This window comes from Streptomyces sp. 135, from assembly GCF_020026305.1.
Lineage (GTDB): Bacteria > Actinomycetota > Actinomycetes > Streptomycetales > Streptomycetaceae > Streptomyces.
This window is the reverse complement of sequence record NZ_CP075691.1, coordinates 8,424,089-8,450,650: the sequence shown is the minus strand read 5'-3', so window position 1 is coordinate 8,450,650 and position 26,562 is coordinate 8,424,089. Positions and strand designations below refer to the sequence as shown.

At 72.1% G+C, this 26,562-nt stretch carries 20 protein-coding genes; 7 read left to right on the top strand and 13 right to left on the bottom strand.

What is annotated here, in order from left to right; genetic code table 11:
• Window positions 1-53 precede the first annotated feature (53 nt).
• A complete protein-coding gene (locus KKZ08_RS37005) occupies window positions 54-1,472 on the top strand; it encodes a PP2C family protein-serine/threonine phosphatase (RefSeq protein ID WP_223778602.1) in 1,419 nt (472 codons plus the stop codon).
• Between the two features lie 15 nt (window positions 1,473-1,487).
• On the opposite strand, the gene KKZ08_RS37000 is transcribed toward KKZ08_RS37005, so the two are convergent.
• Window positions 1,488-2,981 carry a hypothetical protein gene (locus KKZ08_RS37000; protein ID WP_223778601.1) on the bottom strand — a complete coding sequence of 498 codons (1,494 nt, stop codon included), beginning with the start codon at window positions 2,979-2,981 and terminating at the stop codon, window positions 1,488-1,490.
• A gap of 233 nt (window positions 2,982-3,214) precedes the next feature.
• On the opposite strand from KKZ08_RS37000, the gene KKZ08_RS36995 reads away from it, so the two are divergent.
• On the top strand, window positions 3,215-4,402 hold the full coding sequence (locus KKZ08_RS36995) for an aminoglycoside phosphotransferase family protein (RefSeq protein ID WP_223778600.1): 1,188 nt from the start codon (window positions 3,215-3,217) through the stop codon (window positions 4,400-4,402).
• A 375-nt stretch (window positions 4,403-4,777) separates the two neighbouring features.
• The gene (locus KKZ08_RS36990; RefSeq protein WP_223778599.1) at window positions 4,778-6,775 is read left to right on the top strand and encodes an N-acetylmuramoyl-L-alanine amidase; all 1,998 of its coding nucleotides are present in this window, start codon (window positions 4,778-4,780) and stop codon (window positions 6,773-6,775) included.
• A gap of 187 nt (window positions 6,776-6,962) precedes the next feature.
• Here KKZ08_RS36990 and KKZ08_RS36985 read toward each other — a convergent pair whose 3' ends face one another.
• Together KKZ08_RS36985 and KKZ08_RS36980 are read right to left on the bottom strand one after the other, a co-directional pair.
• Complete coding sequence (locus KKZ08_RS36985; protein ID WP_223778598.1) at window positions 6,963-9,299, bottom strand: glycoside hydrolase family 95 protein; 2,337 nt, start codon at window positions 9,297-9,299, stop codon at window positions 6,963-6,965.
• A gap of 169 nt (window positions 9,300-9,468) precedes the next feature.
• Window positions 9,469-9,969, bottom strand: a complete 501-nt coding sequence (locus KKZ08_RS36980; RefSeq protein WP_205038314.1) for a hypothetical protein — start codon at window positions 9,967-9,969, stop codon at window positions 9,469-9,471.
• 298 nt (window positions 9,970-10,267) lie between these two features.
• Between KKZ08_RS36980 and KKZ08_RS36975 the strand changes: the two genes are divergently transcribed.
• The gene (locus KKZ08_RS36975) at window positions 10,268-11,017 is read left to right on the top strand and encodes a leucine-rich repeat domain-containing protein (RefSeq protein WP_223779342.1); all 750 of its coding nucleotides are present in this window, start codon (window positions 10,268-10,270) and stop codon (window positions 11,015-11,017) included.
• 220 nt (window positions 11,018-11,237) lie between these two features.
• Here the strand turns inward: KKZ08_RS36975 and KKZ08_RS36970 are convergent, their stop codons facing one another.
• From KKZ08_RS36970 to KKZ08_RS36945, 6 genes are all read right to left on the bottom strand, one after another.
• Entirely contained in the window at window positions 11,238-12,164 is a 927-nt protein-coding gene (locus tag KKZ08_RS36970; RefSeq protein ID WP_223778597.1) for a universal stress protein, read from the bottom strand.
• 109 nt (window positions 12,165-12,273) lie between these two features.
• Window positions 12,274-12,516 (bottom strand): DUF397 domain-containing protein, encoded by a 243-nt coding sequence (locus tag KKZ08_RS36965; RefSeq protein ID WP_223778596.1) that lies wholly within the window; start codon window positions 12,514-12,516, stop codon window positions 12,274-12,276.
• 107 nt (window positions 12,517-12,623) lie between these two features.
• A complete protein-coding gene (locus KKZ08_RS36960; protein ID WP_223778595.1) occupies window positions 12,624-13,814 on the bottom strand; it encodes a thiolase domain-containing protein in 1,191 nt (396 codons plus the stop codon).
• Window positions 13,811-14,866, bottom strand: a complete 1,056-nt coding sequence (locus KKZ08_RS36955) for a thiolase domain-containing protein (protein ID WP_223778594.1) — start codon at window positions 14,864-14,866, stop codon at window positions 13,811-13,813. The genes KKZ08_RS36960 and KKZ08_RS36955 overlap by 4 nt, the downstream gene beginning before the upstream one ends.
• A 72-nt stretch (window positions 14,867-14,938) precedes the next feature.
• Window positions 14,939-15,910 (bottom strand): OB-fold nucleic acid binding domain-containing protein, encoded by a 972-nt coding sequence (locus KKZ08_RS36950; RefSeq protein WP_223778593.1) that lies wholly within the window; start codon window positions 15,908-15,910, stop codon window positions 14,939-14,941.
• A 118-nt stretch (window positions 15,911-16,028) separates the two neighbouring features.
• A complete protein-coding gene (locus KKZ08_RS36945) occupies window positions 16,029-16,829 on the bottom strand; it encodes a crotonase/enoyl-CoA hydratase family protein (protein WP_223778592.1) in 801 nt (266 codons plus the stop codon).
• A gap of 221 nt (window positions 16,830-17,050) precedes the next feature.
• Between KKZ08_RS36945 and KKZ08_RS36940 the strand changes: the two genes are divergently transcribed.
• The gene (locus tag KKZ08_RS36940; protein ID WP_223778591.1) at window positions 17,051-18,664 is read left to right on the top strand and encodes an acyl-CoA synthetase; all 1,614 of its coding nucleotides are present in this window, start codon (window positions 17,051-17,053) and stop codon (window positions 18,662-18,664) included.
• Between the two features lie 9 nt (window positions 18,665-18,673).
• Here KKZ08_RS36940 and KKZ08_RS36935 read toward each other — a convergent pair whose 3' ends face one another.
• Both KKZ08_RS36935 and KKZ08_RS36930 read right to left on the bottom strand, forming a co-directional pair.
• Window positions 18,674-20,119, bottom strand: a complete 1,446-nt coding sequence (locus tag KKZ08_RS36935; protein WP_223778590.1) for a PLP-dependent aminotransferase family protein — start codon at window positions 20,117-20,119, stop codon at window positions 18,674-18,676.
• A gap of 771 nt (window positions 20,120-20,890) precedes the next feature.
• On the bottom strand, window positions 20,891-21,517 hold the full coding sequence (locus KKZ08_RS36930) for a chorismate mutase (protein WP_223778589.1): 627 nt from the start codon (window positions 21,515-21,517) through the stop codon (window positions 20,891-20,893).
• Between the two features lie 134 nt (window positions 21,518-21,651).
• Between KKZ08_RS36930 and KKZ08_RS36925 the strand changes: the two genes are divergently transcribed.
• Entirely contained in the window at window positions 21,652-22,356 is a 705-nt protein-coding gene (locus KKZ08_RS36925; protein ID WP_223778588.1) for a VOC family protein, read from the top strand.
• 283 nt (window positions 22,357-22,639) lie between these two features.
• On the opposite strand, the gene KKZ08_RS36920 is transcribed toward KKZ08_RS36925, so the two are convergent.
• Window positions 22,640-23,485 (bottom strand): alpha/beta hydrolase, encoded by an 846-nt coding sequence (locus KKZ08_RS36920; RefSeq protein WP_223778587.1) that lies wholly within the window; start codon window positions 23,483-23,485, stop codon window positions 22,640-22,642.
• 196 nt (window positions 23,486-23,681) lie between these two features.
• Between KKZ08_RS36920 and paaK the strand changes: the two genes are divergently transcribed.
• Entirely contained in the window at window positions 23,682-24,968 is a 1,287-nt protein-coding gene (gene paaK / locus KKZ08_RS36915; protein WP_223779341.1) for a phenylacetate--CoA ligase PaaK, read from the top strand.
• 29 nt (window positions 24,969-24,997) lie between these two features.
• Here paaK and KKZ08_RS36910 read toward each other — a convergent pair whose 3' ends face one another.
• Window positions 24,998-26,500 carry an acyl-CoA synthetase gene (locus tag KKZ08_RS36910; RefSeq protein WP_223778586.1) on the bottom strand — a complete coding sequence of 501 codons (1,503 nt, stop codon included), beginning with the start codon at window positions 26,498-26,500 and terminating at the stop codon, window positions 24,998-25,000.
• Between the last annotated feature and the right edge of the window lie 62 nt (window positions 26,501-26,562).

Sequence of the window (26,562 nt, the reverse complement as noted above, 5' to 3'; positions counted from 1 at the left end):
AGCGGTCCACCACCCGTCAAGTTGGTCGCACCGCACCCTCACCGGAGCAACGCATGCCCTCCCATGTCTTCGCGGACCACGCCGCCGCCCAGCCGCCCGAGCGCGGCACGGTCGACGCGCTGATCTCGCAGACGCGCCGACTCCGCGGCGAGGTGGACGCCGTACGGCGCGAAGCCGTGGCCGACCGCGGAGACCCGGCGGGGCGCTGGCAGAGAGCCCTGTGCGACCTGGCCGTGCACCAGCTCGACGACCTCGACGACCATCTGGCCCAGCTGCGGGAGGGGCCACCGCGGGCGGCCGGCGAGCCCGCGGTGCCGCCCGCGCCCGGAGCCGCCGACCCACGCCGGGGTTCACTCCTGAGCCGGGTCGGCAGCGCCGAGTGGAACCTCCTCACCGACGAGGCCAGCTGGTCCTGCGAGCTCTACCAGATCCTCGGCCGCGACCCCGCTGCTCCACCGCTCTCCCTCGACGAACTCCCCTCCCTCGTGCACGACGACGACCAGCCCCTGCTGACCGCGATGGTCACGGACTGCCTGATCGACGGGAAGCCCATCGACGGCGAGTTCCGCGTCGTGCGCCCCGGCGGGGGCGTGCGCCACGTGCACATGATGGGCGAGCCCGTGCTGGCCGCCGACGGCTCCACCGCCTCCATGTGGGCGGTCCTGCGGGACGTCAGCGAACTGCGCCGCAGCCGGCTCGCGCTGCGCGAGACGCACGAGTCGCTGCGCCGCCGCCGCGAGACCGAGCAGACCGAGCACCGCCTCGCCGTCGAACTCCAGGAGGCGGTCCTGCCGCCCTGGCGCGGCTCGCTGCGCTTTCCGCACGGCGGCCCCGCCCGGCTCGACCTCGCCGCCCACTACCTCCCCTCCTCGGTCGGCGCGCTCATCGGCGGCGACTGGTACGACGCGATGGAACTGCCCGACGGCCACGCCCTGCTGACCGTGGGCGACCTCACCGGGGACGGCGTGACCGCCGCCTCCGGCATGGCCATGCTGCTCGGCGCGGTGCGCGGCATGGCGGTCGCGGGCGCCATGCCCGGCCGGCTCATGGGCTGGCTCAACGGCCTCCTCGACACCACGGCCCGGCCCGCCCTCGGCAGCGCCATCTGCTGCCGCTACGACCCCGCCACCCGGCTGCTCACCTGGGCGCAGGCCGGACACCCCGCCCCGCTGCTGTTCCGTGACGGGACGGGGCGCACGCTGACGCCACCGGCCGGCGCCCTCCTCGGAGCCGCGCCCGAAGCGGCGTACGAGCAGGCCGAAGTGCAACTGCGCCCCCGGGACCTGCTGTTACTGCACACCGATGGGCTGGTGCCACGCCACGACAGGGACACGGCGACGGAGCTGCTGCTCTCCCTCGCCCCCCGCCTCACCGAGGCGCGTACGGCCGAGGACTGCGTGCGGACGCTCGTCGAGGAGTTCGGCCGAGACCCGCGCGAGGACGACGCCTGCCTGTTGATCGCACGGTGTTGAGCCTTCCGAAAGGTGTTATGCCCTGGCCGTCCTGCCCGCCCCCCTGGTCCCCTTCGGCAGCGCCAGCTTGATCTCCTCGCGCAGGTCCTGGATCTTCGGATAGCCGGCGTACTGCGCCGTCAGCCGGTACATCTCGCGCAGCCGGTCCCAGGTGCGGTGGGAGGAGTTGGATCCCATCGACACCAGCGCCAGGCGTGCGTACCGGTCGGCCTGTTCGGGGTCGTCGGCGATGAAACAGGCCGACGCCAGTGAGATGTAGTCGAAGATCTGAGACCGGTCACGGCCCTTGGCGCGCAGCTCGATGGCCTCCTTGGCATGCCGCTGCGCGATGTTCGCCGCGGCCGGTTCGTGGTCGGCGAGGGTGCGGTAGGCCAGGGCCTGCATGCCGTGCAGGTCCGCCTCGTCGAACATCTGCATCCAGCTCGGCGGCGGCACATCCCCCTTGTCCGAGACGAAGAGATCCTCGGCGAGGCCCAGCGTGCGCCGCATGGCCTGGCCGCGCCCCATCGACGCCTGCGCCCAGGCCTCGATGGTGTACAGCATCGCCTGGGTGCGGGGCAGAGCCTCCTCGCCCGCTCCCGACTTGGCGAGCTTCATCAGGTCCAGGGCGTCGTCCGGCTTGCCGAGGTGGACCATCTGGCGGGCCGCCCTGGACAGGGCCTCGCCCGCGCGGGGGCGGTCGCCGCCCTCGCGGGCCGCGTGGGCGGCGATGACGAAGTACTTCTGGGCCGTGGGCTCCAGGCCGACGTCGTGCGACATCCAGCCCGCGAGGACGGCGAGATTGGCGGCGACGCCCCACAGGCGCCGCTGGAGATGGTCGGGGTGACGGTAGGCGAGCATGCCGCCCACTTCGTTGAGCTGGCCCACCACGGCCTTGCGCTGCAACCCGCCTCCGCGGGCCGCGTCCCAGGCGCGGAACACCTCGACCGAGCGCTCCAGTTCCTCGATCTCCTGGGAGCCGATGGGGGCGGCCTCATAGCGGTCGAACCCGGCGGGGTCGGCGTGCAGGGGATCGTGGATACGGGGGGCGTCGGCCGCGAGGGCCGGATCGGTGTGCAGCCAGTCGTGCATGGCGCTGCTGAGTGCGGAGCCTGCGGCAAGCGCAGCGCCCGCGCCCACCAAGCCGCGTCGGTTGAGCATGAGGTCCATTCCCGTGAATTCGGTGAGGACCGCGGCTGTCCGCTCGGGCGCCCACGGCACGCCGTCGGGGTGCTCCACACTCCCGTCGCCACGCCGCTTCCCTGTGCGCCCGTGCCGGACCAGACCTAGATCCTCAGTGGTCACGACACGGCCGAGACGCTCGGTGAACAGAACAGCCAGCACCCGGGGCACCGGATCGCGGGGGATCTCCCCCGTGTCGATCCACCTCCGCACCCGCGAGGTGTCGGTGGCCAGCTGGGGGTGGCCCATGGCCGCCGCCTGCCGGTTCACCAGTCTCGCGAGCTCACCCTTGGACCAGCCGGCGAGGCCGAACAGATCCGAAAGGCGGGTGTTGGGTTGTCCGTTCACGTCAAGCCCCCAGGTTCTCGGCTGAGTTGACAGTAACCGTCTGTCAGTTGCTGGGCGACTATTCGCCAGGGTTCGCCAGGGTGCGCCACATGGTGTGCCACGGGGCGCCGGGTGTCAGGTAGGAGTGCGCCACCCCGACCCGGTCGCCGCAAGGCACTCCCCAGGGTGATCCCGACGCGATCGGGGCGGGAGGCGCACGCAATCCACAGGCACACGAAGGGATCTGTTCGCCCATGTACGCAGCATCGTCCTCCGTGTCCGCCCCGCCCCGGCCGCTCCACCCGCGCCCCCCGGTGCCCCGGAGCCGCGAGGTGCCCCCCTCCGCGGGGAGCGGCCCCTATCTGGAGCCCGCGCGGACCTCTGCCGCGCAGCTCGGCGCCGGCCGGACGCGTCGCGTGCCGGGATCCGGCGCCCAACCGCTCAGCGGGAGACTCGACTTGTCCGGCCCCCAGGGGGCGCAACTGCGCACCGCGATCGCTTCCGTGCATCGCATCTGCCCCGAGTTCAACCCCGTGCAGGTGCTCCGTCGAAGCGGCCGTACGGTCCTGCTCGTCGGGACGGCGGGACGCGGCGCTGCCGTCGCCAAGTGTTTACTGGACCACTCCCCTCTGTGGGCCGATCGGCTCCGGCACGAGATAGCGGCATACCGCTCGTTCGTCCGGCACCGGCCGCCGGTCCGGGCGCCCCGGCTGATCGCCGCGGACCCCGAGGACTGCACGCTGGTGATCGAGCGGATGCCCGGGCGGGTGGCGGCACTGCAACGGCATCCGGTCGAGGCCCCGCCGCGCGCGGACATCCGGGCGGCGCTCGACTCCGTACTGCGGCTGAACCGGTGGCGGCCGCCCGCGGAGATGTTCGGCAGGCCGCTGGAGTACGGCAGGCGGATCTCCCGCTTCCACGAGCTGGGCCTGCTGACGGACCGTGACATCGGTGACCTCCAGAAGCTGCTGCACGGCATCGCGCATTCGGCGGTCCACCAGGGGGAGGGCCCGGAGGCCATGTGGCAGTTCTGCCACGGCGACGCCCTGCTGTCGAACATCCTGCTCTCGCCGGCCGGGCCCGTCCTGGTCGACTGGGAGCACGCGGGGTGGTACCTGCCGGGGTACGACCTGGCGACGCTGTGGGCGGTCCTCGGTGACTCCCCCGCGGCGCGGCGCGAGATCAGTCAGCAGGCGCAGGCCGCGGGCCCCGCGGCGCGCGACGCGTTCCTGGTCAATCTCATGGTCGTACTGACCCGCGAGATCCGTCACTACGAAACGGCCGTGCAGCGTTCGATGCACGAATCGGCCCCGGCGGCACCGGGCCCGGCCCCGTCCGGTGCTGCGCCGTCCGGCGAGGAACAGCGGCTGCTGCTGAGGCGGCTGCACGACGACTGCCAGCTGGCCCGCCGGGCCGTGCGAGCGGCGGTCGGCACTCGCTGAGGGGAAGAAGGTCCGCGGTGCGCCGAGAACAGTGGCGCACCGCGGACCTTCGTATGCCTCTGGTCTATGTCGTCGGGAAAGGCACACCGGCCTATGCCCGTACCTCTTCCGCTCCCCCGGGCTCCGCTACCCCGCCCCCCCGAACAGGTGTATCCCGTACTGCTGATTGGTTTACGCCACTGACGCGCCGCAGGCGGTGGGGCCTGCCCGTGCGAAAGCGTGGGCATGACCCGCCGGGACCGTCGCTGACATGCGAAATCCCTTCTCCTGGGCATGATTGACGGATCGTCGGAGAGCCGGTACCACTGACGCACGCACGCCCGGCCCCGCACGCCCCGCCACGCTTCATCGGCCCAGGAGTCCCAGGAGGCTGCATTGCGAGGATCCACAGCCCGTACCTCGTCGGCGCGCAGACGCACCATCAGGACGGCGGGCGCCCTCGCGTCGGCCGGACTGCTGGTGCCGCTGCTCGGCGCGGCCCCGTCGTCCGGCGCCGAGCCACAGGCGTCCGGCACCCGGTTGCAGGACGCCTTCGCGTCCGCCTCCGAGGAGTACCGCGTACCGCAGAGCGTGCTCCTCGGCGTCTCGTATCTCCAGTCCCGCTGGGACGCGCACGGCGGCGCGGCCAGCGTCACCGGCGGCTACGGCCCCATGCACCTGACCGACGCGCGCACCGCCCTGGCCTCGGCCCCGCACCACAGCGAGGGCGAGGAGGATCCGCGCGGCGACACCTCGCGTCCGATGCCGCCGCCCGAGGCGGAGATTCCCGCCGTGCCCTCGGAGGCCGAGCTTCCCGCACGACTCAAGACGCTGCCGCGCGCGGCCGAGCTGACCGGCCTGCCCGCCGAGGAACTGCGCACCGACTCCGCGGCGAACGTGGCGGGCGGCGCCGCCCTGCTCGCCGCGGCCCAGAAGAAGCTCGGCAGGCCGCTGAGCTCCGACCCCGCCGACTGGTACGGCGCGATCGCCCGCTTCTCCGGGGCGGACGACGAGGCGACGGCGGCGACGTACGCCAATGAGGTGTTCGCGGTCATCCGCGACGGTGAGCGGCGGGCGACGGACGCGGGCCAGCGTGTGGTGCTCGCCCCGGAGCCCGGCCTGCGGACCGACGCGGCGCAGCTGAGGAGCATGGGGCTGCGCAAGACGGCCCCCGGTGACACGGAGTGCCCGAAGACGGTGTCCTGCGAGTGGATCCCGGCGCCGTACGAGGAGTTCAAGGACCCGGGCGGGAATCCGGACTACGGCAACCACGACAAGGCGGACCGGCCCAAGAGCCAGAGCATCGACTCGATCATCGTCCATGACACCGAGGGCCGGTGGGAGGGCGTCCTGAACATGGTTCAGGACCCGACCTACGTGTCGTGGCAGTACACCCTGCGCTCCACCGACGGTCACATCGCCCAGCACGTGAAGGCCAAGGACGTCGCCTGGCACGCGGGCAACTGGTACGTCAACGCCAAGTCGATCGGCCTGGAGCATGAAGGTTTCCTCACCGCTCCCGACACCTGGTACACGGAGGCGATGTACCGCACGTCGGCGCGGCTGGTGAAGTATCTCGCCAGGAAGTACGACATCCCGCTGGACCGGCAGCACATCCTCGGGCACGACAACGTCCAGGGCACGGTCTCGTCCACGATCCGGGGGATGCACACCGATCCGGGCCCGTACTGGGACTGGCAGCACTACTTCACGCTGCTCGGCAAGCCGTTCCACCGTACGGCGGGGCCGAACGGCGGGCTGGTGACGGTGGCGCCCGAGTACTCCAAGAACCAGCCGACGTACACGGGCTGCGGCAAGCCCGCCGACACGTGTGTTCCGCACGGTTCGGCGGCGGTACGCGTCCACACCGAGCCGCGTGACGACGCGCCGCTGATCAAGGACATCGGCAAGCGTCCGGGCGGGCAGGACTCCACGATCGACGTGAACGACGTCGGGGCGCGGCTCTCCACCGGTCAGCAGTACGCGGTCGCCGACCGTCAGGGCGACTGGACCGCCGTCTGGTACCTCGGCCAGAAGGCCTGGTTCAAGAACCCGCGGAAACAGCCCACCGCCCTCGACGCGAAGGGGTTCGTGGTGACGCCGAAGGAGGGCGCGACCGAGGTGCCGGTGTACGGGCGGGCGTATCCGGAGAAGGAGGCGTACCCGGCGGGCGTGCCCGTCCAGGCGGTCTCGCCGCTGCCGTACAAGATCCTGGCGGGCCAGCAGTACGTGATCGGCGACAAGGTGCCGGGTGAGTACTACTACGCCTCGACGTTCGACACCGCCGGGCACAAGGTGGTGCGCGGCAAGGACATGTACTACGTCGTCCAGTACGGGCACCGCATCGGGTATGTGCGGGCGGCGGACGTGCGGGTGGTGCGCTCGGGGTCGTGACGACGCCGTGAGCGGGGGTCGGGGCCGGGGCCGCGTGGGTGCGGTTCCGGTCCCGGTGCCGGATCCCGCTTCCGGGATCCGGCACCGGGAGCAGGCCCCCCGTTTCTGCCGCGCTCATCATGGACCGGCCGCGCGCCTCGGTGCATTGCCGCGATCCGGCAGTCTTGACGCGTTCTTGATGCCGACGCTAGTCGAAGACGTAGCGTGCCCGCGCCCGTGCCCCGAACGTCTTCGTGCCGCCCTTGAACAGCGTGCCGCGCACGGTGAGTTCGCGGGTGCGCGCCGCCGTCAGGACGACGCGGACGGCCCGGCCCGAGGCCCAGGTGATGTCGACGGTCGCGCCGCCGCGGGCGCGCAGTCCGCGCACCGACCCGTCGGGCCAGTCCGCGGGCAGCGCGGGCAGGATCTCGATCGTGTCGTGCTGGCTCTGGAGGAGCATCTCGACGATGCCGGAGGTCGCGCCGAAGTTGCCGTCGATCTGGAAGGGCGGGTGAGTGTCCCAGAGATTGGGCAGCGTGGAGGACTTCAGCTGCTCGCCGAGCATCTTGTGCGCGTGGTCGCCGTCCCGCAGCCGCGCCCAGAAGTTGATTTTCCAGGCCTTGGACCAGCCGGTGCCGCCGTCGCCGCGCGCGGTGAGCGACACCCTCGCCGCCTCGGCCCACTTGCCGCCGGGCTCGATCTGCCGGCCGGGGTGCAGGGCGTAGAGGTGGGAGACGTGGCGGTGCTCGTCGGTCCTGTCGTCGAGGTCCGCCTTCCACTCCTGGAGCTGTCCCCAGGAGCCGATCCGCAGCCCGGGGTCGAGCTTGCCGAGGGTCTTCTCCAGTTCGGCGCGGAAACCGGCGGAGGCGCCGAGTACGCGCGCGGCTTCGAGGGTGTTGGTGAGCAGGTCGTGGACGATCTGCTGGGCCATGGCGCCGCCCGCGGTGAAGTCGCCGTGTTCGGGCGAGTAGCTGGGCGTGGCGACCAGCGTGCCGTCGCGCGGATCGGTGCGGAGGTTGTCGAGCCAGAACTCGGCGGCTTCCTTCATCGCCGGGTAGGCGGTGGAGCGCAGGTATTCCGTGGAGCCGCCGAAGCGGTAGTGCTCGTAGAGCTGCGCGGTGAGCCAGGCGGCGGCCTCGGGGAACCAGAAGGCGGTCGACCAGTCGTGGACCCCCGTGAAGCCGTAGGGGTTGGTCTCGTTGTGCACCACCCAGCCGCGGCTGTCGAACATCTCCTTGGCCGTCCGGCGGCCGGGGGCGCGCAGGGCCTGGACGAAACGGTCGTACGGGGCGGTGGTCTCGGCCAGGTTGGCGGCCTCGGCGGGCCAGTAGTTCATCTGGAGGTTGATGTTGGTGTGGTAGTCCGCCGACCAGGGCGGGGTGGTGCTGTTGTTCCACACGCCCTGGAGGTTCGCGGGCAGTGAGCCCGCGCGCGAGGAGGCGATGAGGAGGTAGCGCCCGTACTGGAAGTACAGGGCCTCCAGGCCGCGGTCGGCGGCGGCACTCCCCGCTCCCCCGTACTGCTCGAGCAGCCGGTCGGTGGGGAGGGTTGCGGGCAGCGGCCCGCCGAGGTCGAGGGCGACCCGGCCGAACAGGGCGCCGTGGTCGCGCAGATGGCGGGCGCGCAGGGCGCCGTGGCCCGCTTCGATCGCCTGGTCGACGGCGCGGGTGACGGTCCGGTGCGGGTCCTCGCCCCGGTAGCCGGGGTAGGTGTCGGCGTAGTCGGTGCCCGCGGCGAGGACGAACCAGACGTGGTCGGCGCCGGTCACCGTGACGCTGCCGTCGTCGTGCGCGACGTGTGTGCCGCCCTGGTGGCGGATCCGCAGCTGGGCCTCGAACTTCAGGGCGTTGTCGGCTAGTTCACCGCGTACGGTCATCCGGTCGCCGTACGCCTTCGCGGTGAAGTCGGCGCGCGGCGAGCTGTAGCGCAGAGTGCAGGTGACCTGGGCGGCACGGTCGGCGGAGAACCGGCCGACGATCACCTTGTGGGGGTACGAGGCGAAGAACTCCCGGTGGTGGCGCACCTGTTGGTGGCGGTACGTGACGGTCGCGAGACCCTGGCCGAGGTCGAGGGCGCGGCGGTATGTGGCGTCGGGTGCGGCCGGGGCGCCGGGCATGTCGATGTGCAGGTCGCCGAAGGTCTGGTGGGCGCCGTAGCCGCGGCGGGCCTGCCCCAGCTCCTTCGCGACCGCTTCGGGGGCGAGCCGGCCCTTGTCGTCGAGTTCCTCGCGCACGGCGTCGAGGGCGCCCGGCCTCGGGGCGCGCCAGTTGCCGGAGTCGTAGCCCTCCTTGGAGCCGGGGCCGCCGGTCCACAGGGTCTTCTCGTTGAACTGGAGGCGTTCGGAGGCGAGAGAACCGAAGACCATGGCGCCGAGGGCGCCGTTGCCTATGGGCAGGGCCTCACGCTCCCAGTCCTCGGCGGGAGCGGCGTACCAGAGCAGTAATTCATCCGATGTGTCGTGGTGCGGCTTCTCGGCCGCCGCGGCGTCGGCGAGTCCGCCGCCACCGGCTGCCAGGACGGCAGCGCCGCCGAGGGCGGACTTCATGGTGGTCCTTCGCGAGATCCCCTGAGTCATGACCGGCCACGTTAAAAGTCCGATGACTGGCCTGGCAAGACGGAAAACCGCCCCGGTCCTTGGACGGAACGGGGCGGTGCTTGGACGGAAAGTGCGGGGAAAAGTGCGGGTGCGGTGCGCTGGGGGCCTGCGGGGCTGGTCAGCCCTGCTGGAAGAGCTCCGCGGGCAGCGGCTTCAAGAGCGCGTACAGATCGTCGGTGATCGGCCGGTCCCAGGCGGCGATGGTCACCAGGACGTTGTCACTGCGGTCGAACTGCACGCACGAGATGCGGCTCTCCGACAGCTTCAGGCGACGCACGATGAGGAGGTTGTCGCCCTGCATCACCGGCATGTCCTCCGTGGAGACGACCGTGATGTCCTCGTCGTTCTCCAGGGCGAGGAGCAGCTGCGCCACCTCGAAGGGGACCTCGCCCTCGGCGGTCTCGCGCGCGGGCGAACCCTCGGGGAGGTTGCCGATGATCATCGCAGGGCCGCGCCCGCCGAACAGGTCGTAGCGCAGGAAGACGCCCTGGCAGCTGCCGTCGGGGGCGGGCAGCAGGCCCGCGCCGAGATTGCCGGGCCAGTCACCGGGATCCATGGCCAGGACGTCGAAGTCCGGGCCCGCGGGGGTGGCGGAGCTGCGGCGGCGGAGGAAGGACATGCGCCCATGGTACGTGTCTGCCGCCGCGCGCCGACGTGGGGGCGCGGCTGGTCGGCGGGGGTGGCGGTGGCGGTGGCGGTGGCGAAGCATCCGGGCCAGGCGGGGGCCCGGCCGGCCCGGTCACCGCCACCGGCCGAGTAGGGTCTCGGCCGGGATCATGAGCCGGGGGTACGGGGAAGGGGGCCGCGGAGTGGGCGAGGATACGGGGATGGGTAGTGGCGGGGGGACGGCGGGTGGAGGCGGGGGTGCGGGCGCGGGCGGCGGCAGGAACACGGGCGGCGGGACGGCGGGCGAGGGCATGAGCGCAGGCGACCCCACCTCCCCCGACCACCGCACCGTCCTGAACTACTGGCACGGCGGTCTCAGCCAGGTGCCGGACGAAGTCTGGCGTCACCCGGGGCTGGAGGTGCTGCTCCTGCCCGACAACGCGCTCACGCGCCTTCCCGCCCGCATCGGCACGCTCACGGCCCTGCACACCCTCGACCTCGGTCACAACCGGCTGCGCGCGGTCCCGGAAGATATCGGTGACCTCCCTGCCCTGAGCCGCTTCCTCTACCTTCACGACAACGACCTCACCGAGCTGCCGGCCTCGCTCGGCCGCCTCAGCCGGCTCGGCTACCTCAACGTCGGCGAGAACCGCCTGACGGCCCTCCCCGGCACCCTCGGCGCGATGTCCGGTCTCGTCGAGCTGCGCGCCCAGCACAACTGGCTGACCCGGCTGCCCGAGACGATCGGCTCCCTCGGCGCGCTGCGCGAGCTGTGGCTGCGCGGCAACCGCCTCGATGACCTGCCCGCAGGCGTGGGAGCGCTGACCGCCCTGCGCGAGATCGAGCTGCGGGAGAACGCCTTCACGGCCGTACCGGAGGCCCTGCGCGGCCTGCCGTCGCTGCGCCGCGTCGACCTGCGCGGCAATTGGGTGCGTCAACTCCCTGTCTGGATCGCCGAGTTGCCCTCGCTGGAGAAGCTGGACCTGCGCTGGAACGACACCCACGTCCCCGACGATCTGCTCCGGACCCTGGAGGACCAGGGCTGCGTCGTCCTCCGCTAGGGCCTGTCTGACCATTCCCGTCGTCGCCCGGAGGGCGGCCTCGCGGCGTCAGGTGCGTGCTCTCGGCGTGCCGGGCGTAGGGCCTCGTACTGGATGTACTTGGCTCTGCGCCCGGTGCGGCGAGTGGGGGCGCCCCCTGCTCGAAGAGCTCGGGGGAGCGTGCATGGCGTCGCGAGGCGGGCGGGAATGGTCAGACAGGCCCTAGCGCGGCCCGTGGCACTCAGCCGGCGCCCGGCGGCACCACCGCGACCGGGCACCCCGCGTGCAGCAGAACCGCGTTGGTGACCGACCCCAGCACGCGTCCCGGCGCCATCCTGCGCCGGTGGCGGCCGACGACGACCAGCTCGGCGGCGTGCGAGGCGTCGACGAGGTGGCCCGCGGCGTCGCCGGAGGCGAGGACCACGTCCACCGGCACGTCGGGATGGCGCTCCCGGTACGGGGTCAGCTCGGCGGCCGCCAGCTCCCCGTACTCCCGTTCCGTCTCCCCGTCGGCGACGGCGTTCATGACGAAGTCTCCGGCGGCCGTGCTGCTGAGGACGGGCCACGGATACGCGGCGACCACTTGGAGCCGTGCCCCGCGCCGCCCGGCCTCCGTGAACGCGAAGGCGGTGGCGTCGCTGTCCGGTGCGGGCGCCGCGAGCCCGAGGACCACGCGGGGCCGCGCGGCCGGCACCGGCACCGGCCCCTCCGCCGCACCGTCGTCACCTTGCGCGGGGCGCGGTACGACCACCACCGGACAGGCCGCCTCCCGCGCGCACGCCAGGCCGTTCGAACCGAGCAGCAAACTGGCGAAACCGCCCCTGCCGCGCGAGCCGAGCACCAGCAGCCGGGCCCGGTCACCGAGCCGCGGCAGTTCACGCCCGGGGCTGCCGTCCACGGTGACGAACTCCAGCGGCGGCAGGCCGGCGCGCCCGTCGAGGAGCGCACGTACATGGTCGAGCACCGGATCGCCCTCGGTCCGCTCCCACACCGATGCGAACGGCCCGTCGACGAGCGGAACGCCGTACGCCCGCACATGGACGATCCGCAGCGGCGCCTCCCGCAGGCGGGCGGCGGTCAGCGCCCACTCCAGGGCGCGGACGCTGCCGGCCGAACCGTCGACGGCCGCGACGACGGGGCTCACGCTGTTGACCGTTTCGCTGCTCATGGCTTCAGCCTGGTGCAGCGAGGTCCGCGCCGGGAGAGTCGAAGGTCACGTGCCCGCCAGGGCCGAAAGGCCGTGGGAGGCGGCAGGCCGGAGAGGTGGTCCGGGCGCGTCAGGTCAGGTCGAACTCGCCCTCACGTGCGCTGTGGACGAAGGCTCCCCACTCCGCTGGGGTGAAGATCAGGGACGGGCTCTCGGGCCGGCGGGCGTTGCGCATCGCGACGAAGCCTTCGACGAAGGCGATCTCCACGTCCCCTCGCCCCTCGCTGCTCGATCGCCAGTCGGCGGTGCTGAGGTCGAGCTCCGGCTTGTTCCAGCCCGCGAGCGGATGCTGCTGCATGGTGCTGTCGGCCACGTCCGTGCTCCTCCCGATGCGTCGTCCGGCGCCAGCCTAGCTTTCACCCCGGGCGCCGGACAGGCCGCGGCGGAAGGACCACGATCGTCGGGCGTGCGCACGTGCCGTCAGGTGGTGGGCGGTTCGGCCCCGACGAGCCACATGGAGAAGAACTGCGCGCCGCCTCCGTAGGCGTGCCCAAGTGCCTTGCGGGCCCCTTCGACTTGGTGCTCCCCCGCCTGGCCTCGCACCTGAAGTGCCGCCTCGGCGAAGCGGATCATGCCGGAGGCGCCGATGGGGTTGGTCGACAGGACGCCGCCGGACATGTTCACCGGGAGGTCGCCGTCGAGTTCCGTCACGCCGGCCTCGGTGAGCTTCCAGCCCTCGCCCTCCGCCGCGAAGCCGAGGTTCTCCAGCCACATCGGCTCGTACCAGGAGAAGGGCACGTACATCTCGACGGCGTCGATCTCGCGGCGCGGCTCGGTGATGCCCGCCTGCCGGTAGACGTCGGCCGCGCAGTCCTTGCCGGCCTGCGGGGAGACGAAGTCCTTGCCCGCGAAGAGCGTCGGTTCGCTGCGCATGGCGCCGCCGTGCACCCAGGCTGGCGGCCGGGGTGCACGCGCCGCGCCCGCCCGGTCGGTGAGGATCATGGCGCAGGCGCCGTCGGAGGACGGGCAGGTCTCCGAGTAGCGGATCGGGTCCCAGAGCATCGGCGAGGCCTGGACCTTCTCCAGGGTGATGTCGTGCTCGTGGAGGTGCGCCCAGGGGTTCTTCAGGGCGTTGCGGCGGTCCTTGTACGCGACGAGGGAGCCGACCGTGTCGGGGGCGCCGCTGCGCCGCATGTACGCCCGCACGTGCGGGGCGAAGAAGCCGCCCGCCCCGGCGAGCAGCGGCTGCTGGAAGGGGATGGGCAGCGACAGGCCCCACATCGCGTTGGATTCCGACTGCTTTTCGAAGGCTAGGGTCAGCACGGTGCCGTGGACGCGGCCCGCGACGAGGTTGGCGGCGACGAGCGCCGTGGAGCCGCCGACGGAGCCCGCGGTGTGGACGCGGAGCATGGGTTTGCCGACGGCGCCGAGGGCGTCGGCGAGGTACAGCTCCGGCATCATGACGCCCTCGAAGAAGTCGGGGGCCTTGCCGATGACGACGGCGTCGATGTCGCTCCAGGACAACTCCGCGTCCAACAGCGCACGTTGGGCCGCCTCGCGGACCAGGCCCGCGATCGACACGTCGCGCCGGGCGGCCACGTGCTTGGTCTGCCCGATCCCGACCACGGCCACGGGCTCCTTGCCCACCGCCTCGCTCCGCGCATCGCTCATCGGGCGTCTCCTTCCAGGACGGCGACCAGGTTCTGCTGGAGGCAGGGGCCCGAGGTGGCGTGCGCGACGGCACGGTCGCAGGCGCCCCGGTGGATACGGGCGGCGGCCTCGCCGATCCGGATGAGCCCGGCGGCCATCATGGGATTGGCGGCGAGCGCGCCCCCGGAGGGGTTGACCGTGACGTCGTCACCGAGGTCCAGGGCCTTGCGCAGGACGACTTCCTGGGAGGTGAAGGGGGCGTGCAACTCTGCGGTGTCGACGGGCCGTTCGAAGACGCCCGCGCGCTCGGCGGCCAGACGTGTGGACGGCGAGTCGGTGAGGTCGCGCACACCGATGCCGTGCGCCTCGATCCGGTGGTCGATGCCGCGGATCCACGCGGGCCGCTCGCACAGGCCCCGGGCGTGCTCCCCGGCCGCGAGGATCACGGCGGCCGCCCCGTCACCGACCGGTGGGCAGTCGCCGGTGCGCAGCGGACGTACGACGTACTCGCCCCGCGCGACCGAACCACTCAGCTGCGCATGGGAGTTGGCGGCGGCGTCGGCGCGGCTGCGGTGGGCGACCCCGGCCAGGGCGGGCTCGTCGGTCTCTCCCGCGTCGATGAGCGCCTGCGCCTGGAGCGCGGCGAGCGCCACGGAGTCGGGCCACAGGGGGGCGACGTAGTACGGGTCGAGCTGGCGGGTCAGCACGTCGCGCACGGACCCGGGTGAGGACTTCCCGTAGGAGTAGACGAGCGCGGTGTCGGCCTCGCCGGTCTGGAGCTTCGTCCACGCCTCGTAGAGCGCCCAGGCGCCGTCCATCTCGACGTGCGACTCGGAGATCGGGGGCCAGGCCCCGACCCCGTCGAGTGCCATGGTGAAGGAGAAGGCGCGGCCCGCGAGGTAGTCCGAGGAGCCGGAGCAGGTGAATCCGATGTCACTGGTCCGCAGGCCGGTGGCGGCGAGGACCTCGTGCAGGACCGGCATGAGCATCTCCACCTCGGAGAGCTCGTCGGTGGAGCGCAGATGGTCGGTCTGACCGAAGGCCACGACGGCGACGTCTCGGACGGGCCGCATCACGGACGCTCGCGCGGACTGTGAGGCGAACTGTGACGCGGGCTGTGGCGCGGACGGTTCGCGGGGCGCCATCTAGACCAGCTCCTTGTACGTGTCGTAGTCGGCGTCGGGTTCGCCCGTGGGCCGGTAGTGGTCGGGGTAGCGGCCGCCGTCGGTCCACACCGGTTCGACGCGCAGGCCCATGCGGACCTCGTCGTAGGGGATCCCGGCTATGCGGGCGTGCAGTGCGAGGTCGGCGCCGTCGAGGGCGATGTGCGCGTAGACGTAGGGGACTTCGATGGCGTCATTCATTGCGTTCTTCGCCTTGATGTTGACGATGCAGTACGTCGTGACGGTGCCGCGCGGCCCGACCTCCACCCGCTCCGCCGTGCCGACGCCGCAGGTGGGGCAGGCGCCCCGGGGCGGGACGTAGACCTTGCGGCAGGACGGGCAGCGTTCGCCGACGGTCTTCCGCTCGGAGAGTGCGTGGATGTAGGCGGACTGGGCGCGGCCGGGCGAGTAGGTGTAGTCGAGCCGCGCGGCCGCGACGATGCCGGTGACGGGCTCGTCGAACTCGCCCGCGTGAGGCTCTGGCCGCCGCTCGTCGCGAGCCCCGTCGTACGGCTCGAAGCAGGCGATGTCCGTGATGGCGCCGACGCGCTCGGCGGCCCAGCGGATCCGGACGCGCATGCCGGTGCGCACGGCGTCCGGGCCGGGTGCGTCGAGGGCGTGGAGCAGGGCGGTGTCGGCGCCGTCCAGCTCGACCAGGACCCAGGCGAAGGGGGTGCCGAGGGGCTGGCCGCGGCGCGGCTCGTGGTTCCAGGCCCAGGTGGTGACGGTCCCCGTGGCGGCGACCTCGACGAGGTCACGTATCTCCTCGGCGGTCACGGGGTCGTATTCCACGGGGGGTACGAGAGTGCGACCGTCATGGGTTTTCACCCCGAGGACGGTGCGCTCCCGCAGCCCGGTGAGAAAGGCGCTCTGCACGGGCCCGAGGGAACGGGTGAAGGGAAACTCGACGACCAGAGGCGCACGCAGCACCTCCGGCGCGGGAACGGATGCCATCGACGGAACTCCATTTCATCCAGAACCGAAAGAACACACATTCACCCAAGCCCCCCGCCCCCCACGGGCGCGGGGAACTGCGCGACCAGCCACAACCAACCCGCGGCCAAGACACGACCTAGGCCCGCCGAAACACCGGCACCCGCTTCTCCACGAACGCCCTGGCCCCCTCCTTGGCGTCGGCCGTGTCAAAGACCGGCCACCCCCGCTTCAACTCGGCCGCCAGCCCCTCCGCCTCCGTCATCTCGGCAGCCTCGTACACCGACGCCTTGACCGCCTCCACCGCCAGCGGCCCACACGCGTTGATCTGCTCGGCGATGGCAAGCGCCTTCTCCAGAGCCGTGCCGTCCGGCACGACATGCCCGACGAGACCGACCGCCGCGGCCTCGGTGGCCGTATAGGCCCGCCCGGTGAGCAGCATTTCCAGGGCATGCGTACGAGGGATCTGCCTCGGCAGCCGCACGGTCGACCCGCCGATGGGAAAGAGCCCACGCCGGACCTCGAAGAGACCGAACGTCGCGGACTCGCCCGCGACCCGGATGTCGGTGCCCTGAAGGATCTCCGTGCCGCCGGCCACGCAGTACCCCTCGACGGCGGCGATGACCGGTTTTCGGGGGCGGTGGTGGCGCAGCATCGCCTTCCAGTGCAGGTCGGGGTCGGCTGCCAGCCGGTCCCGGTACTGCTCGCCCGCCATCCCCTTGCCCGCGAGGGCCTTGAGGTCCATGCCCGCGCAGAACGCGCCCCCCGCGCCCGTGAGGACGATCGAGCGGACCTCGTCGTCCTCGTCGGCGGCGAGCCAGCCGTCGTAGAGACCCACGAGCATCCCCAGCGACAGCGCGTTCTTCGCTTCGGGCCTGTTCAGCGTGAGGATCAGTGTGGCGCCCGCGCGCCGCACGGAGAGATGTTCCGTCCCACCCATGTGCCGTGCTCCCTCCATCGACGGCCGGCGTCCGGCCGACCGGACGCTCCGGACGTAGAACAGGTTGCAGTAGGCGCGGAGCCAGTTCAATAGTTTTCTGACACTCAGTCAGTTTCCTCCCGCGGGAGCCCTTCCCAGTTGTGGGTGCCTCTGCTCTGATGACCGCCAAGCCGGACGTCGGACGAGACGTCGCGGGGGACACCGGGGTCAGGAGGAGTGCGGTGGAGTACAACCTTGCCGACCTTTTCGAGTCGGTCGTCGACGTGGTCCCCGACCGCCAGGCACTCGTCTACATCGACCACCCCGGCACGGGCGCGGAGCGCCGACTGACCTACGCCGAGCTGGACGCGGCCGCCAACCGCGTCGCCCACCACCTGATCGACGGCGGCCTGAAGCCCGGCGAGCACCTCGGCCTGCACCTGTACAACGGCGTCGAGTACCTCCAGACGGTCCTTGCCTGCCTCAAGGCCCGCCTCGTCCCGGTCAACGTCAACTACCGCTACGTCGAGGAGGAGTTGGTCTACCTCTACCGCGACGCGGATCTCGCGGCGCTCGTCTTCGACGCCGAGTTCACCGAGCGGGTCGCGGCGGCACTGCCCCGTACGGAACGGCTGCGGCACCTGATACGGGTGGGGACGCCGCCCGCCGGCGCCCCGGAGTTCGACGCGGTGGCCTTCACGGCGGCGGAGGCGGCAGGCGCGCCGGAGCGCGGATTCGGGCCGCGCTCGGCCGACGACCTGTTCATCATCTACACCGGCGGCACGACCGGCATGCCGAAGGGCGTCATGTGGCGCCAGGAGGACCTGTTCTTCGCGGGGCTCTTCGGCGGCGAACCGGCGGGCGAGCCGGTGAAGCGCCCCGAGGAGCTGGCCGAGCGCGTCGCGGCGGGCGGCCCCGGCCTCACCTTCTTCCCTGCTCCCCCGCTGATGCACGGCACATCGACGCTGACGTCGTTCATCGCCTTCAACTACGGCCAGCGGGTGGCCCTGCACCGCAAGTACGTGCCCGAGGAGGTGCTCCGCACCATCGAGCGGGAGAAGGTGTCGAGCGTGTCCCTGGTGGGCGACGCGATGCTCAGGCCGCTCATCGACGCGCTGCGCGGACCGCTCAGGGGCACCGATCTGTCGTCCCTGTTCAGCGTCTCCTCGTCCGGGGCGATCATGTCGGAGACGGTGCGCGCCCAGTTCCAGGAACTGGTGCCGAACGTACTGCTCCTGAACAACTTCGGCTCCTCCGAATCCGGCTCCAACGGCAAGGCCACGGACGACTCGGGCCCGGAGAAGGGCTTCCGCCTGGAGGTCAACGAACGCACCCGGGTCGTGGACCCCACCACCCACGAACCGGTCCCGGTGGGCGAACCGGGCCGCCTCGCCCAGCGCGGCCACGTACCGCTCGGCTACTACAACGACCCGGCGAAAACCGCCGAGACCTTCTTCCAGAAGGGCGACGAGCGCTGGGTGCTGCTCGGCGACATGGCGACCGTCGACGAGGACGGCATCGTCACCGTCCTCGGCCGCGGCTCGCAGTGCATCAACACCGGTGGCGAGAAGGTGTATCCGGAGGAGGTCGAACAGGCGCTCAAGTCCCATCCGGACGTGTACGACGCGCTGGTCGCCGGGGTGCCCGACGAGCGGTGGGGCTCCCGGGTCGCGGCGGTCGTCCAACTCCGCGCCGACGCCCCCGCGTTGGACCTGGAGGGCGTCCAGAGGCACTGCCGCGCGCTGCTCGCCGGTTACAAGATCCCGCGCGCGGTGGTCTTCACCGACCACATCCAGCGCTCGCCGAGCGGCAAGGCGGACTACCGGTGGGCGAAGGCGGTCGCGGCCGGAGGGTAGGCGCGGCGTTCAGGCCACCCAATGCGGCCGCCGGGCGGTGGCCTCCCGCGAAAGCCCCGCGGCGAGCGTGGCCGCCAGACGGCACACGGCCTCGCGGAGGGTGTCGGCGGGCAGGGTGTACGGGATCCGGAGCCGCTGCTCGAAGACGCCCGGCTCGGTGGCGAAGTGGCCTCCGCCCTCGATCCGCACCCCGTGGTCGAGCGCCCGCTCCGCCAGCGCGGCGGCGACCGGCTCCCCGAGGTCGACCCAGAACGAGAGCCCGCCGGGCGGGAGTCGCCACGTCCAGCGCGGCAGCTGCTCGGTGAGGGCGGCTGCCAGCGCGTCCCGCCGGCCGCGCAGCCGCTCCAGCCGGTCCGCCGGCATGCCGTCGGCCCGGTCGAGGAGGTCGAGGGCGAGGAGCTGGTCGAGGACGGAGCCGCCCATGTCGGTGGCGACGCGCTGTCCGGCCAGTTCGGTGACGAGCCGCGCGGGCGCGCGCAGCCAGCCGACGCGCAGCCCCGCCCAGTGCGTCTTGCTCATCGAGCCGATGGTGATGACCTGGCCGCCCGCCCCGCCGGGAGCCGCGTGGGAGGCGAGGGGCGCGGGCGCGGGGACGTCGAGGGCGAGTTCGGCGAGCGTCTCGTCAACAACGAGCCAGGCACCGGAACGCCGGGCGGCCCGCAGGACGCGGGCCCGCTCCCCCTCGGGCATGAGGAGGCCGGTCGGGTTGTGGAAGTCGGGCACGAGGTAGGCCAGTCGGGGCATCTGACGGAAGGCCGACTCGACGATCTCGATGTCCCAGCCGTCGTCGGTCACCGGGACCGCCGCGCTGCGCAGCCGGGCGCGCCGCATGGCCTCCAGGGCGTTCGGGTACGAGGGGTTCTCGGTCAGGACGCGGTCGCCGGGCCGGCACAGCAGCGCCAGGACGAGGCTGAGCGCGTGCTGGGCGCCGGAGGTCACCAGGATCTGTTCCGGCACGGTGGGCAGGCCACGGCGCGTGAAGCGTTCGGCGAGGGCGGCGCGCAGGTCGGGCAGGCCGTACGGGTGGTAGCCGGGAGTTCCCTCGTGGTCGGTCAGGCGCGGGGTGACGCGGGCGAGGGCGTCGGCGAGCGTGCCCGGCGGCAGCGTGGGCGCGGCCCTCGCGAGGTCGATCGCGGTGTCCTCGGCCGTGGTCAGCAGGCGTCGCACTCCGCTCGGGGCGCGGCCCTCGGGCAGGGCCGTCCAGGTACCGGCCCCCTGGCGGCTGCGCGCGTAACCGCCCTCGCGCAGCAGGTCGTAGACAGCCGTGACCGTCGTCCTGCTGGTGCGGAGGGCGGCGGCCAGGTCCCGTTCGGCGGGCAGTCTGACGTGCAGGGCGATGCGGCCGTCCAGGATGAGGGCGCTGATCGCCTGGGCGAGGTGGCGGTAGGCGGGACGGGCGCCTGCGGGGTCGGGCAGCAGCGCGGCGAGCTGTCGGCTGCCCAGTGCGTCGACCACACCATTCTCCTCTGATTGGCCGTGTTTTCCGGACCAATCAGAGCACAGGGTGGCGCCGGTGGCCCTGGTTCACGGCAGCGGCCTTCCGCGTTCCCCGTTCCCGCACCCACGCCCACGCCCACGCCCACGCCCACGCCCCGGAGGCAACCAGCCATGCCGCAGGACAACATCACGTACGTCCCCCTGCGCGAGCGTCCGTCGAGACGCCTCCCCCAACTCTTCCTCGGCCTCGCCCTCTACGGCTTCAGCCTCTCGGCCCTGGTCCGGGCGGCGCTGGGCGTCAACCCCTGGAGCGTCCTGTACGAAGGGCTGGAGCAGCGCACGCCGCTCAGCTTCGGCACGATCAGTGCCGTCGTGGGGGTGCTCGTCCTGCTGGCGTGGATCCCGCTGGCGCAGCGTCCGACGTTCGGCACCGCCGCCAACATCGCCGTCCTGGCCGTCTCCTCCGATCTTGGTCTCGCGATCCTGCCCGAGGGCCTCGGTCTGCCCGCCCGGGTCGGTCTGCTCGTGGGCGGGGTGTTCCTGAACGGGCTGGCCGTCGCCGTCTATGTCGGCGCGCGCCTCGGCCCCGGCCCCAGGGATGGCCTGATGACCGGCTTGTCCGCCGCCACGGGGCGCTCCCTGCGCCGGGTCCGTACGCTCATCGAGGTCGCGGTGCTGGTCGTGGGCTGGCTGCTGGGCGGCACCGTCGGCGTCGGTACCGTGCTCTACGCGCTCGCGGTGGGCCCGGTCACGCAGTTCTTCGTGCCGCGGTTCGCCTACGAGCGGGTGTCACGGTGCGCAGACGGACCGCAACGCCCGCCCCAGGGCGAGCGCATGGAGGGCGTCGAGACGATCCGTGTGCCGGACGTGCGCGGTGGCGGCGGTCAGAACTCCGCCGCAGGACGGCGCCGTCCGCGCGCCCGCTGAGGCCGCGATGCCCCGCACCAGGTCCGTGTTGATCCGGTTGATCTCCTCACGGACCTCGGCGAGGTCGGGCCGCTCCTGCGGCGCCTGCGGCACCTTCGATGGGTCGGCGTCCCAGCGCCGGAACAGCTCCCGCTGCACCACTTTGTTGGCCTCGATCTGATCCCGGAAGATCCGCACGGTGGCCTCGGGGTCGCCGCCGGCCTCCCGCGCCGCTCGGGCCACGGCGTCCAGGACCTGCTTCTCGCGGGCCGCGTCGTCGATCGGGCTGCCCGTGCCGTACTTGGCGGCGGCGACGAGGTCGGCCGTGGCCAGCCGCCGCGCGGACAGCTCGGCGAGCGGGTGCAGCCGGGCGTACGACCCCTGAGATGCGGCGGCGTGACCGGCGCCGGTCCCTACGGGTGCGGCGACCGCCACGGCGCTTCCCGCGAACAGGGCGGCGGCCATGACGCCGGTGGTGAGGACACGGCCTGTGGCCGAGGTGAGTCGCACCGAGAGTTCCCCTTACTCATCGCTTGCATTGGTCACTTTCTCATCGCTTCCCTTGGTCACTTCCGGCAGCGGGCCGACTCAGCGGTTCGCCGCTCGCCTCCGCCATCTATTCAACTTTGAGTAGACTGCTCGGCATGGTCGAGAAGACGATCCCCATGCTCCCCTGTCAGAGTCTGCAACCGGTCCTCGACTTCTACACCGCCCTCGGCTTCGAGGTGACCTTCCAGCAGAAGAGCCCGAACCCCTACGCGGTGGTCGAGTACGGCGCCATCGAACTGCACTTCTTCGGCATGAAGCGGTACGACCCCACCGAGTCGTACAGCGGCTGCTGCGTCATCACGGACGACGTGGACACCCTCCACACCGCGTTCCGCGCCGGCCTCAAGGCCACGTACGGCAGGATCCCGAGCCGGGGCCTGCCCCGCATCGGACCCGTCAAGGACATGTCGTACGGCACGCGGCAGTTCCTGATGAGCGACCCGGGCGGCAACTGCGTCCGGATCGCCCAGAAGACCAGCGAGAACCAGCACCACCGGCCCGCGCCGAAGGAGACCTTCGCGCGCGCCCTGCACTTCGCCACCGTCTTCACCCACTCGCACGAGGACCCGGCCGGCGCCGCGAAGATCATCGACCGGGCGCTGGCCTTGGAGGACGAACGGCCGACGCCTCTCCAGGAGGCACAACTCCTGCTCCTGCGCGCCGAAGTGGCGTACCGCCTTGATGACGACGCCACAGCGCGGCACATGCTGGACAAGGCCACATCGGTCCGTCTCACGGAAGAGCAAAGGAAGTCGGTGCGCGACGACCTGGAACGCCTGACGGAACTCCTGAGCCCCTGACGGAACCCCTGAGCCAGGGCCCGGCCGGCGGCCGCCGTACCGCACGACAAGGACGCGACGCCGAAGCTGGGAGTGGTGGTCCGTCACATCGACCGGCTGGCCGCGTGGTTGCTGGCGAACGCCCGGTTCCCGGCCCGGGGCGCGACCTGCCCGGCTCCCGCCGCCGTGCGACGCGTGCCCGGGCGCTGCGAGCAGACGCAGGGTCGACTCTGGTCGGAGACGGTGTCCTTGTTCGGCGACGTGGGCGCCGCCCGGCCGTGTCCGCGAGGCCGAGCCACCGCCCCTAATCCTGCGCCAGGAACCCCGCCACCCGCCGCGTGAACCACTCCGGGTCGTCCAGCCACGGGAAGTGCCCGCCGCGCGGCTGCACTTGGCGTATGCCGTGGGGGAAGAGGCCCGCGAACTCCTCGGCGTGCGCGGGGTTCGGGCCGCCGTCCCACTCCCCCGCGAGGACGAGCACCGGAGCCGCCACGGCGGCCAGGGCCGCTCGGGTCGCGGGCGGGTCGAAGGCGCCCTCGCCGTAGAAGGCGGCGGCCGCCCGCGCGTTCTTCTCCGTGGCGCTCGCCGCGCGGTGCGCCTGCGCCGTGGAGTCCCAGCGTCCGTAGGCGAGGGGCGCGAGGTCGTCGCCCACCTCCGCGGGGTCGCGCCCGGCCTCGATCTCCTTCAGCGCGGCCTCGGCGGCCGGGTACCAGGGCTCGCCCGCGCGCAGTGCCGCCGCCTCGCGGAGATCCTGTCCGGTGACGGTGAGGCCGACGGAGTGGGTGGCCGGGGTGATGAGGACGAGCGTGCGGATCCGCTTCGGGTGGCGGGCCGCGTACAGCGTGGCGATGTTGCCCGATGCCGAGTGCCCGAGCAGGTCGACCTGGTCGAGCCCCAGGTGCTCCCGCAACGCCTCGACGTCGTCGACCAGCCGGTCGCAGCGGTAGCTCGCCGGGTCGTCCGGCACCGCGGAGTCGCCGGTGCCGCACAGGTCGAGCAGGATCAGGCGACGGTGCGCGGCGAGACCCCCGAGGTCGCCGAGGTAGGCGGAGGCACGCATGGGGCCGCCCGGCACACAGAGCAGCGGTGCGCCCTCCCCCTTCTCGTGGTAGGCGAGCTCCGTCCCGTCGTACGCGCTGAATGTCGGCATGGGCGTGATCATCACACCCCGGGTCGGCCCCGGGCAATGCGCCACGGACCCGGCGCGGACCGGCCTTCGCGGCTCGAAGCGGGTGCGCGCGGTCCCTTGACGCCCACCGCCGGGCCTGGATTACTGACCTCGACGGAAGATCGACGACCGAATGATCGGTCGCCCGTTCGGGACGGGAGAACTCCTTATGACGCGGATGCCGCCGCAGCTGGACGCCGGGGAACGGCTCGGTCCCCGCGAGCTCGGGGCGCTCCAGCTGGAACGCCTCCAGGACACCCTGCTGCACGCGTACGAGAACGTCCCGTTCTACCGGGCGGCGTTCGACAAGGCGGGCCTGCGCCCCGACGACTGCCGCTCGCTCGCCGACCTGGCGCGCTTCCCGTTCACCGCCAAGGACGACCTGCGGGCCAACTACCCGTTCGGCATGTTCGCGGTCGAGCAGTCCGAAGTACGTCGGCTGCACGCCTCCAGCGGCACGACCGGGCTCCCCACGGTCGTCGGATACACCGAGCGTGATCTGTCCATGTGGGCGGACGTGGTGGCGCGGTCGATCCGCGCCGCGGGCGGCAGGCCGGGCGACAAGGTGCATGTGGCGTACGGATACGGCCTGTTCACCGGCGGCCTCGGCGCCCACTACGGCGCCGAGCGGCTCGGCTGCACGGTGATCCCCGCGTCCGGCGGAATGACGGCGCGTCAGGTGCGGCTGATCCAGGACTTCCGCCCCGAGATCATCATGGTGACCCCGTCGTACATGCTCACGCTCCTGGAGGAGTTCGAGCGGCAGGGCGTGGATCCGCGCACGACGTCCCTGCGGGTCGGCGTCTTCGGCGCGGAGCCGTGGACGGAGGAGATGCGGCGCGAGATCGAGGAGCGCTTCGCGATCGACGCGGTCGACATATACGGGCTCTCGGAGGTGATCGGCCCGGGTGTCGCCCAGGAGTGCGTGGAGACCAAGGACGGGCTGCACATCTGGGAGGACCACTTCTATCCGGAGGTCGTGGACCCGATCACGGGTGAGGTGCTGCCGGACGGCGAACGCGGGGAGCTGGTGTTCACGTCGCTCACCAAGGAGGCGATGCCCGTGATCCGTTACCGGACAAGGGACTTGACGCGCCTGCTGCCCGGCACGGCCCGCACCTTCCGGCGCATGGAGAAGGTGACCGGCCGCAGCGACGACATGGTGATCCTGCGGGGCGTCAACCTCTTCCCGACGCAGATCGAGGAGATCGTCCTGCGCACGGCGGGCGTCGCCCCGCACTTCCAGCTGCGCCTGACCCGCGAGGGCCGCATGGACGCCCTCACCGTCCGGGCGGAGGCACGCGCGGACACCCAGCCCGAGCGGCGGGAGGCGGCGGCCCGGGAGATCGCGGCGGCGGTGAAGGACGGCATCGGCGTCTCGGTGGGCGTGGACATCGTGGACCCGGAGACGATCGAGCGCTCGGTGGGCAAGTTCAAGCGGATCGTGGACCTGCGTACGGGGTGACCATGAGCCGACGTACGGGGTGAGGGCGTTCAGGGCGTGCCGAAGCGGTCCCGCAGCTCCCGCTTGAGGATCTTTCCGCTCGCGTTGCGTGGCAGCTCGTCCACGAAGAGGACCCTTTTCGGTGCCTTGAAGTGGGCGAGGTGCTCGCGTGCGTGGGCGATGAGCGCGGCCTCTGTGAGCTGTTCGTCCTTGCGGACGACGACCGCGGTGACCGCCTCGATCCAGCGGTCGTCCGGCAGTCCGATCACCGCGGCCTCCGCGACGCCCGTGTGCGCGTACAGCACGTCCTCGACCTGGCGTGAGGCGACCAGTACGCCACCGGAGTTGATGACGTCCTTGACGCGGTCGACGACGGTGAAGTAGCCGTCGGCGTCGCGGACGGCGAGGTCCCCGGAGTGGAACCAGCCGTCGCGGAACGCCTCCGCGCTCTCCTCGGGCTTGTCCCAGTAACCGTCGCACAACTGCGGTGAGCGGTAGACGACTTCACCGCGCGTGCCGTCCGGCACCTCGCGCCCCTGTTCGTCGACGACGCGCGCCTCGACGAACAGGACGGGCCTCCCGCAGGAGTCCATGCGGCCCTCGTGCTCGTCGGGCCCGAGGACGGTGGCGAGCGGCCCGATCTCGCTCTGCCCGAAGCAGTTGTAGAAGCCGAGCCCCGGCAGCCGGGACCGCAGCCGCTCCAGGACCGGCACCGGCATGATCGACGCGCCGTAGTACGCCTTGCGCAGGGCGGTCAGGTCGCGGGAGGCGAAGCCGGGGTGGTGGGAGAGGCCGATCCAGACGGTGGGCGGCGCGAAGAGACTGTCGGCGCGCCCCGCCTCGACGAGGTCGAAGATCCGCTCGGCGTCGGGCGCGTCGAGGATCGTGTTCTCGGCCCCGACCGCCAGGTACGGCAGGAGGAAGACGTGCATCTGCGCCGAGTGGTAGAGCGGCAGCGAGTGCAGGGGCTTGTCGCTCTCCTTGAGGTCAAGGGCGGTGATCGCGCTCGCGTACTCGTGGACGAGGGCGCGGTGCGACATCATCGCGCCCTTCGGCTGCGCGGTCGTGCCCGAGGTGTAGAGCAGCTGCGCCAGATCGTCGCCGCGGGGACCCTCGCCCTCGTACGCCCCCGACGTGGCGAGCCGGGTGAGCAGCGAGTCGTCCGTGTCGCGCAGGGGCAGGGCCGCCACCCCGGCGGGGAGGCGGCCGGCGAGCCCGGGGTCGGCGAGGACGAGTGAGCTGCCCGACTGGCGGACGATGTACGCGAGGTCGTCGCCGGTCAGGTTCTGGTTGACCGGCACATGGACGAGGCCCGCCCGTGCGCAGGCGAGGAAGCCGATCAGATAGGCGTCGGAGTTGTGGGCGTAGGCGCCGACCCGGTCGCCGGGGGCGAGACCGTGGTCGCGCAGGACCCGGGCCGCGCGCGAGACGGCGTCGTCGAGTTCCTCATACGTCCAGGACCGCTCGCCGTAGCGGAGCGCCGTGCGCCGCGGTGTGCGGCGGGCACTGCGGCGGAGGACCGCGTCGACCGTGTTGTCACGTGCACCCGTCATGGCGTGATCCTGGGTCCCCTGGGCGGCCCGGTCAAGGGACGACACAGATGACATACCGCTTG

Bases quoted from the DNA above. Each gene is read 5' to 3' on its own strand.
- KKZ08_RS36950 (WP_223778593.1), bottom strand. From the start codon at position 15,910: ATGGCATCCGTTCCCGCGCCGGAGGTGCTGCGTGCGCCTCTGGTCGTC.
- KKZ08_RS36945 (WP_223778592.1), bottom strand. From the start codon at position 16,829: ATGGGTGGGACGGAACATCTCTCCGTGCGGCGCGCGGGCGCCACACTG.
- KKZ08_RS36920 (WP_223778587.1), bottom strand. From the start codon at position 23,485: ATGCCGACATTCAGCGCGTACGACGGGACGGAGCTCGCCTACCACGAG.
- KKZ08_RS36975 (WP_223779342.1), top strand. From the start codon at position 10,268: ATGAGCGCAGGCGACCCCACCTCCCCCGACCACCGCACCGTCCTGAAC.
- KKZ08_RS36960 (WP_223778595.1), bottom strand. From the start codon at position 13,814: ATGAGCGATGCGCGGAGCGAGGCGGTGGGCAAGGAGCCCGTGGCCGTG.
- KKZ08_RS36985 (WP_223778598.1), bottom strand. From the start codon at position 9,299: ATGAAGTCCGCCCTCGGCGGCGCTGCCGTCCTGGCAGCCGGTGGCGGC.
- KKZ08_RS36925 (WP_223778588.1), top strand. From the start codon at position 21,652: ATGGTCGAGAAGACGATCCCCATGCTCCCCTGTCAGAGTCTGCAACCG.
- KKZ08_RS36995 (WP_223778600.1), top strand. From the start codon at position 3,215: ATGTACGCAGCATCGTCCTCCGTGTCCGCCCCGCCCCGGCCGCTCCAC.
- KKZ08_RS37005 (WP_223778602.1), top strand. From the start codon at position 54: ATGCCCTCCCATGTCTTCGCGGACCACGCCGCCGCCCAGCCGCCCGAG.
- KKZ08_RS36980 (WP_205038314.1), bottom strand. From the start codon at position 9,969: ATGTCCTTCCTCCGCCGCCGCAGCTCCGCCACCCCCGCGGGCCCGGAC.
- KKZ08_RS36910 (WP_223778586.1), bottom strand. From the start codon at position 26,500: ATGACGGGTGCACGTGACAACACGGTCGACGCGGTCCTCCGCCGCAGT.
- paaK (WP_223779341.1), top strand. From the start codon at position 23,682: ATGCCGCCGCAGCTGGACGCCGGGGAACGGCTCGGTCCCCGCGAGCTC.
- KKZ08_RS36970 (WP_223778597.1), bottom strand. From the start codon at position 12,164: ATGAGCAGCGAAACGGTCAACAGCGTGAGCCCCGTCGTCGCGGCCGTC.
- KKZ08_RS36955 (WP_223778594.1), bottom strand. From the start codon at position 14,866: ATGCGGCCCGTCCGAGACGTCGCCGTCGTGGCCTTCGGTCAGACCGAC.